Annotated in this window: 4 protein-coding genes and 1 pseudogene; 4 read left to right on the forward strand and 1 reads right to left on the reverse strand. The window is 55.9% G+C overall.

Annotated features, from left to right (window positions below):
• Nucleotides 1-299 precede the first annotated feature (299 nt).
• The 4 genes from HMPREF3171_RS01255 (at nucleotide 300) to HMPREF3171_RS01270 (ending at nucleotide 7,733) form a co-directional block, all read left to right on the forward strand.
• Entirely contained in the window at nucleotides 300-1,952 is a 1,653-nt protein-coding gene (locus HMPREF3171_RS01255) for a SpaH/EbpB family LPXTG-anchored major pilin (protein ID WP_070482329.1), read from the forward strand.
• A gap of 207 nt (nucleotides 1,953-2,159) precedes the next feature.
• A complete protein-coding gene (locus HMPREF3171_RS01260; protein ID WP_070482336.1) occupies nucleotides 2,160-3,068 on the forward strand; it encodes a class C sortase in 909 nt (302 codons plus the stop codon).
• Nucleotides 3,068-3,976, forward strand: a complete 909-nt coding sequence (locus HMPREF3171_RS01265) for a prealbumin-like fold domain-containing protein (protein WP_070482331.1) — start codon at nucleotides 3,068-3,070, stop codon at nucleotides 3,974-3,976. Before HMPREF3171_RS01260 ends, HMPREF3171_RS01265 begins: the two co-directional genes overlap by 1 nt.
• Nucleotides 3,977-4,073: 97 nt before the next feature.
• A complete protein-coding gene (locus HMPREF3171_RS01270; protein ID WP_070452778.1) occupies nucleotides 4,074-7,733 on the forward strand; it encodes a DUF6923 family protein in 3,660 nt (1,219 codons plus the stop codon).
• A 175-nt stretch (nucleotides 7,734-7,908) separates the two neighbouring features.
• Here HMPREF3171_RS01270 and HMPREF3171_RS11760 read toward each other — a convergent pair.
• Nucleotides 7,909-8,100, reverse strand: a pseudogene (locus HMPREF3171_RS11760) (hypothetical protein); the annotation flags it as partial.

The following is an 8,100-nucleotide window of genomic DNA, read 5'->3' on the forward strand; positions in this document are numbered from 1 at the left end:
CCCCCCCCCCTATATGTGACGTCGAACACCCGTTTTTCGGTGTCATTTGCCTATAAGGCCAGCTCGCTTTTCGCAGCTAATGCAAAGGTTTGGAAACTTGCCTGAAACCATCCTTAACGAGGGAAAACGGCTCATATTTGCGCTTTACTTAAGTTGTGCAACCAAATAGATTTTACGGTGGCGCCCAGGCTGGGCCCAGAAGAATCGCACGGAGGATGTACCGCGCCACCGTGTTGAAGTACTTCTCTCGCTGACCAATAGGGCCCAGCGACAAACATTTCTCCGAAAGGACCACCACTATGGCAATTGCCATGAAGAAGACCGCTGCGATCGCAATCGCCGCAGGCCTGACCTTCGCCGGTTCCGCCGGCATCGCCGCGCAGGACGCGCTGGCGCAGGACGGAGCTGAAGCACCCGCCGTTGTTGCGCCGGCGCTTGCAGAGAAAGCACCAGCTGCTTCGACGATTAAAAACGAGTCGACCTACAAGCTGACGATTAATAAGCGTGTAAATCCGACCGAGCTGGTTAACTCCAACGGTGAGGCTTTTGCGGATGCTGATAAGTACAGTGAGCCGCTCAACGGTGCCACCTTCCAGATTGAGAAACTCGATGGTGACATCACCAAGCAGGCTGTTTACAACGATCTCGTTGAGAAGGCGAACAAGTACAACAAGAGCCATGCGCAGGGCGACCTTCCGGACCTGGACAAGGATTTTAAGAAGCAGGATAAGAAAACTGAGGGCCAAGGCCAGGCTGTCTTCGAGAATCTTGCACCAGGTGCCTACCTTGTGACGGAGACTGCGACGCCGGAGATCAAAGGTAAGCAGACCTACGTTGGTGCGCAGCCGTTTATCGTGTTCGTTCCAATGACGAACAGTAAGGGCGATGGCTGGAACGCGAACGTTCAGGTTTACCCAAAGAACTCCATGGCTCGCGTCACCAAGGAAGTTCAGGACGACAACGTTCACGCTGAAGATGAGAAGCGTGCAGAAGCGAACTCCACCGTGAAGTACATCCTGGAGGGCGTTGTTCCGTCCGCGCCAGAGGGCAAGGTACTCAAGAACCTCACGCTGACGGATGCTTCGAAGTCCGACGAACTGAAGTGGGACTTCGAGAACGACAATCTAATTGAGAAGGTTGAGCGCGTCTACAAGGATGCTCAAGGTCAGGAGAAGACTGCTCCGATCACGAACTTCCGTGTAGTGAAGGAAGCGCCGGTTCCTAATGCCGATAACGTTGCGGCTGGCGCTGACCAAGCATTCCGGGTCATCGTTGACGATCCTGCTGGCGAAGGGCTGAAGGCGAACGAAAAGCTTCGCGTGACCGTGAAGGCAACGCTGCTGCAAGGCAACGATCAGCAGATTGAAAACAGTGTGAACGAGCACTTCTTCTTCAGGAACCCAGGCGAGGACGTCGGTGAAGGAGACGAACCGGACGGCGAGACCCCGCACGACAAGGTGATTTCCTACATCGGAAACATCAACGTTGTGAAGGTTGACAAGGACAACAAGGAAGAGAAGCTGGCGGGTGCGAAGTTCCAGCTTTACCGCTGCGATGTTCCAGGCACGATCATCCAGGAAGGCGTGACTTCGGACCAGGGTGAACTCTCCTTCACCGGTATTCACGTCACTGACTGGGTTGACGGGGATGAGGCAAAGCCGGCAAAGAAGAACTTCGAGTACTGCCTCAAGGAGACGGAAGCGCCGAAGGGCTACATCCTTCCGGAAGGCGAAAAGGCTGTCACCAAGTTGACCCTTACCCGTGAAGACATCGTCGAGACTGACGGGGTTAAGGTCCGCCAGGTCAGCAAGGATATTGAGAACATTCCGGATACCAAGGTTCCTCTGCTCCCGGCCACCGGTGGCATGGGTGTGCTGATCATCGCATTGGCTGGCCTCGCGATCATCGGTGGCGGTGTCTACGCGGCACGTCGCAACTCCCGGTCCGCATAAGCGCAATCGCATAAGCGGACTCCAGGGTTAGTGCTCACCAACGAGCGCTAACCCGGGAGGCGCCCCGGAGCCGGACCCAACCGGCACACGCCGGAACCCGGACCCACCGGGGCGCACGCCCGCCAGTAGGAGGGCGTTAAATTCCTGCTCCAGTTTTGAAGGAAAGGGTTGTCGTCGATAAGCGATGGCCCCAGAGAGGACAACAACGTGACCACAGCAGTGAAGGCGAGGCACCGGAAGCAGCCGGCGCAGAAGTCGTTCTTCCAGCGTGTCGCGCTGCCTGTCCTCATCATCCTCGTTGGCCTGACGGTGCTGATGTACCCGGTGATCTCCACCCAGTGGAACAACCGTGTGCAGGAGCAGGTGGCGAAGATGTACGAAGACCAGCTCGAGGCGGCACCGCCGGAGCAGGTCAACCGCGCGTACGAGGCGGCGGTCGCGTACAACCGCGCGCATACCGACGGTCCGATTCTGGACCCGTGGCTTGCGCGCATCAGTGAAGACAACGCTGAGTACAAGGCGTATGAGGCGCAGTTGGCGGGGGTGTCGGCGATGTCGCAAATTGCGATCCCGTCTATCGACGTCCGCCTGCCCGTCTTCCACGGCACCAGCGAAAACACCCTGCAAAAGGGGCTCGGCCACCTGTACGGCTCCGCACTGCCGACCGGTGGCGAAGGCTTCCACTCTGTGATCACCGGCCACACGGGGCTCACGACTGCAACGCTTTTCGACGACCTCGCCGACGTCGAAGTCGGCGACGCCATCTACGTCTCCACGTTCGGTGAGCGCATGAAGTACAAGGTGTACGACATCGAGGTCGTCCTCCCCGACGAGACCGACAGCCTGCGCGCCGAGCCCGGCCGCGACCTGCTCACCCTGGTCACCTGTACCCCGTACGGCATCAATACGCACCGCCTGCTGGTCCACGCCGAGCGTGTGCCGATGGACCCGGACGAGGCGCAGATTCTCGACGAATCCACGTCCACCGTCCAGTGGTGGATGTGGGCCCTCGGCGCCGTTTCCCTGCTGGTGCTGCTGGCCCTGATCTGGTGGATCATCCGCGAAAAGAAGAAGAGCGACCGCAAGGACGCTATGAACAAGGAGGTTCAGTCCTAATGCGCACTTCGAAGATCGTCGCGACGCTTGGCGCGGCGTCCATCCTGGCCACCAGCGCATTCATGCCAGTTGCCGACGCCCGCGTGGTCTCCGGCAACGACAAAAACATCCCCGCCAACAGCGTGGACACCACCAAGCCGATCTTCCTGGTGGTGAAGAAGAACGAGCCGAACCCTAACGACGACATCCCTGCCGGCGCGAAACCACCAGCCATCGAAGGCTCCATCTTCGTGCTTTCCCGCGTGAAGGGCATCGATGTGACCACGGAGGAAGGCCGCGAGGGCGCCAAGAACCTCACGATGGAGAACGTTCGGAAGCGTGGCCTGGAGGACGCCGATAGGGCGACCACCGACGCGAAGGGCCGCGTGCAGTTCAGCTACCTCAAGCCTGGCCTGTACCTGCTCGAGGAGCAAGCGCCTGACGACGACCACGAGTACCACCTCTCCAGCCCGCAGCTGATCATCCTGCCGCTTGGCGACGTGTCGGGTGAGCGTTTCACCTACGACAACGTCATCGTGACCAAGTGGGACACCGATCCGGGTCTGTCCCCGTCGCCGTCGCCGACGCCAACCCCGACGCCGGGGTCGTCGACACCCGCGACACCGACAACGCCGACATCGCCAGGGACCACCGCGCGGACAACGACACCTTCGGGCAGCACCGTGACCACGGTGACCACCCCGGTCAAGACCACGTTGACCACCACCCGACCCGATGGCTCCACCACCGTGGTGACCACGCGAACTAGCTCCGTGACCACAGTGACTAAACCAGCAGATAACACCCGCGGCGGGGACCTGGCCTCCACAGGCGCGAACGTGCTGTGGGCCGCAGGACTCGGCGGACTGCTGATCTTGATCGGGTTCGTGCTGGCCCGGCGAAGCAAAAACGAAGAACAGACACGGTAGATAAGCGGATTTAGGAACAAGGATTATGCGAAACATTATGAAGCCTGCAGCCACTGCGAGCTCGCGCACCCGTCGCTCCGTTCGTGGAGTCGCTGCTGTGGTCGCCTCGTTGGCGCTCGCCGCCGGCCTGGGCTCCTACCCGGTCGACGCGCAGGAGGGGGTTGCTTCTGCGACTACGGCAGGTGCTGCGGAGAGTGCTGTGGCGGAGAACACGGTGGCGTCGGAGGCTGTAGAAACTAGCTCGGTAGCGCCGGTCAAAACCGAGGGTGATATGTTCCACTCGGAAAAGCTTGAGAAAGATAATGGATCTGGACCCGCTACACCCCAGATTTCACAATCTCCAATTAGCTGGACCCGTGAAGGTGACGTCGAACGCGTCGTCGTAGAAGACCCAGAAGGTGAAGTCTGGGAGTTTGGCGGCAAAGCGTCAAAGGAAGATGTGTTCGCTATCAAACGTGTAGGTGAAGGTGATATTGAGGAGATTCGTTCTGTCACAATCGATGATCGCGTAATTGAACCAGAGTTCTATGGATTCGTTAACGGCGAAGATGCCGATTACCTCGCATTTGACATCCAGGGCCTCCACACGATCCCACCAATGCGAGTCGAGTTCGAAGTAGTGACTTCCGGGGAATCTGTCTACTCAATCGCGGACAGCAACGATGTGCCGACTAAGGATGAACTTGCAGAGTCAGGCTTTGGGCAGACAATCGGCGCCGAGCTTAATGCGGGAATTGAGCTTGGCGTTGGTGAACTTCGAGCCTCGCAGCCAGGGCAATTTCCCGATCTCCCAGGCGTTTACGATCAAGAGTTTTCGCTGACTAGTCCGAAAGCAGATTGGCTAGATGGGAACCCACAACTCCAGTTTCGCGTGAATGAAACCGGAAACTGGCGGATGACGCGATTTGCCATCAAGAAGAACAAAGACAATGCAGCCACTAAGGCTATTGATGGACCGGTTCGAGTCCGGGTTGTCCGCGGGGGGAATACCGTTGTTGACCGTACCTTCGCTGACATTCAGAAGAGAGAGTGGGGGTGGAACGCTAACGGTAAATCTGAAGATACGGAATTCCGTCTTCTTCCCAAGGTCGATGACTTGTACCTCAAGGGCGGGGATACGGTCATTCTTAATCCCGTTGCGCCTGCAAGTGGTTTTTACCGTGTGCAAGTTTGGGGACAGAATCTCGATAGCCAGCCGCAGGATCACACGGTTGTAGTGTCTGGTGACGGTATCCCAGTGTCCGAGCACAAAACTCTGGGAAACAATCCATACGAGACGACTTTTGACGTGAAGTCGCGATCCGAGTTTACGAGTGCGACCGTAACGCTGAGTCCTACAGCAAATACTGAAGACGTATTTTTCTCTCTCCCCATTGAAAAGGCGGAAGGCGTTTCAATTCAGCGAAAGGTCGAAAAATACGGAGACCGTGTTGTTATTACCTGGTATCCGGTAAAGGATGGTAAGCAAATCGACTCCGTAATAATTCCTGCAGATTCAACTGTCACTTTGAGGACAACATATCGGTCGGCTCCGACGCGGGATGAGGAAATCGTACTGCACGGAAAGGTAGTCGAAAAGGAAGCAACGGAAGATCCAGATGGGTCAAGCACAACCACGGCACCATTGCCGATTGCGCCGCCGATTACGGAGGATGATGTCCCTCCAATTACGAAGCCCGGTGAAAAATGTACCTACCGTGACCCTAGTAAAGTCGATACTCGTCAACCCGCGCGCTCATTGACTGTTGCAGAGGAAGAATTCGGTTTTCGTCGATTCATTGTGGCCAGTCCGAATAGTTCTGGATCCCGTATCTCCTCGCAGCTTTATCTCGAAATCGACGATGAAGATTACGATGGTCGATTCGTACAGATGAAGATTGGTCCGAAGACTGGATGGGTGTACAACGCACTTGCATACAATCGTCAAGACAACTACTTGTATGCGATCAGTCAGCCACGGCACTCCACTGGACACGGTTACGAGGATGACCCCTGTTTTCCTGCAGGTCATTTGCTCCAAATTAACCCCTACACGGGACAGATCTACGACCTTGGAAAAGTGGATGGCTTTGAAGGCCAGCTACCTGAGGACCACAACAATTATGATGCGGTAGCTAACGACCTTGGTAGTGGAATTAACGCTGGTACCTTCGATTCGCAGGGGCGGTACTGGGTCTCCGGCTCATCGAACTGGGGCACAGGTAGGCTATATGAAATTGATCTAGCCAATGTAAAAGCAACATCGAAGAGTTCTCTCGGAGATCGGACACCACGACAAACACCATGGCGCCAAGAGCATAAATTCCGTTCAGTGTCCGAGGACTTTGTCAGCATTGATTCCGCCCCAGATTATGTATGGGGACTACAAAGTACTTGGGCAGCAGGGCAAGGGAAGATCTATCTCGAGCGCGTTGATCTGAGCGGAAAGCAGCAAGGACTTCGGCTTGATGTTACTGACCTTCTAGTTCCAGATACGAACCAGACGTTGGGACAATTTCTCGGCGCTTCGAACAACCGCTATCTTGTCTTTGGACAAGCTTGGGTGGAGGCTGACGGATCAATTGCGTTCGGGCTTGGTGGCGGGTCCGCGGCCGGACAGAATGAAGCGCAGATCATCAAGCTTAAGATTAATGATCCAACGAAAAAGCTAAGTGGGACTAAGACTGCTAAAGACCTCGGGATTACCGTAGTCGGGACAGGCTGGGCTCCAACCTCGTATAACACGGATGCCGCTTCGGCCCCTGCGCCGGAGAGTCCAAGCGTCAGGGTCGACCCAAAGGTCGAGAAAAAGGCCATTCAGGATCAAGTGGTCGACAATGGTGATGGAACATACACGGTTGACTATCGGGTGCTGCTTAAAAACGAAGATAAGGCTAATAGTGCGCGTTACCGGCGGGTAGTTGATACACCTCAGATGCCAGAGGGTGTCGTGCTTGAACGAACAAGTTGGTCTTTCATTGATGAGTTTGGACGTGAGCGTTCAAAGTCTTCCCAAAATGGAGATGGCCCGTTTATCCTTTCAGAAGGTGGCGAGATCCGACCGAGAGGCGAAAAGCAATTCGACGCTACAAGCAACGGTATGCATTCCTTTAACGTCAAAATGGTCTTCTCAGTTCGCCCAGGCGTAGTGCTTTCGGCGGAAGAAGAATGTAAGCCATATCAAGGTCTCTTCAATACAGTTAAAGTCGGACCAAACGAGGACACAGCCTGTGTTCCACCTCCAGAAAGCAAAAATGAAAAGGTTTCTTTACGTCTTGTGAAGATTTCATCCGAAGACTTTGAAGGAGAGTTGCCAAAGCCTGAAAACCGTTTGGAGGGAGCCGAATTCACTCTGGAAAAGCTTGGCGATGGTGAACATGTCGTGGACCGAAAACTGCTCGACTTCAGTGAGGAATTCGGCTTTTACAGGGCGGATGATTTGGAAGTCGGTAACTATCGACTTATCGAGACAAAGTCTCCTGTGGTAGATGGAAATGTCTATAGTTTGCTGGTTAAGCCGATTCTGTTCTCGGTTACCATGAAAGACGGCAAGGCAGCAGTTGTGATTGACCAGGATTCGGAGGTCATCGCGAAACAGGTGAACAATGAATCTGCGCCATCTACCTGGGGTCTTACCTCGACAGATGCCGTTTTGACAGTAGCCAACGTTCGCCAGGGCGATCTGCCGAAGACAGGAGGAACTGGTCTCCAGCTGCCGATCCTGCTCGGTGGTGCGCTGATCGCTGCGGGTGCGCTCGTGGGACGTCGTAAGGTATAACCGGGGCACCCCTCGCGGGTAAACGAACAGAACGGGCGTTGCACTGAACATCAAGGTTCAGTGCAACGCCCGTTCTGGGTAAAAGGAAACCCGCCTCCGAAGAGGACGGGGGATCTATGAGCACGAGTATATACGACCGGATGGATTCGCCAAGCCAACCGCCCCGACCCAACCTCTAAAACACCAACTGGTCCAGGAAGCGTTGCGCGCGTTCGGACTTCGGGGCGGCGAAGAACTCCTCGGGTGGGGCGATCTCCACGATGTGGCCGGCGTCCATAAACGCGATGCGGTTAGCAACCGCGCGGGCGAATGTTAGGACCACGGATTTAGTAACGCTGTGGTGAGTATCCAGTAACGCCCGGGTGAG

The organism is Corynebacterium sp. HMSC08F01, assembly GCF_001807545.1.
Taxonomy (GTDB): domain Bacteria; phylum Actinomycetota; class Actinomycetes; order Mycobacteriales; family Mycobacteriaceae; genus Corynebacterium; species Corynebacterium coyleae.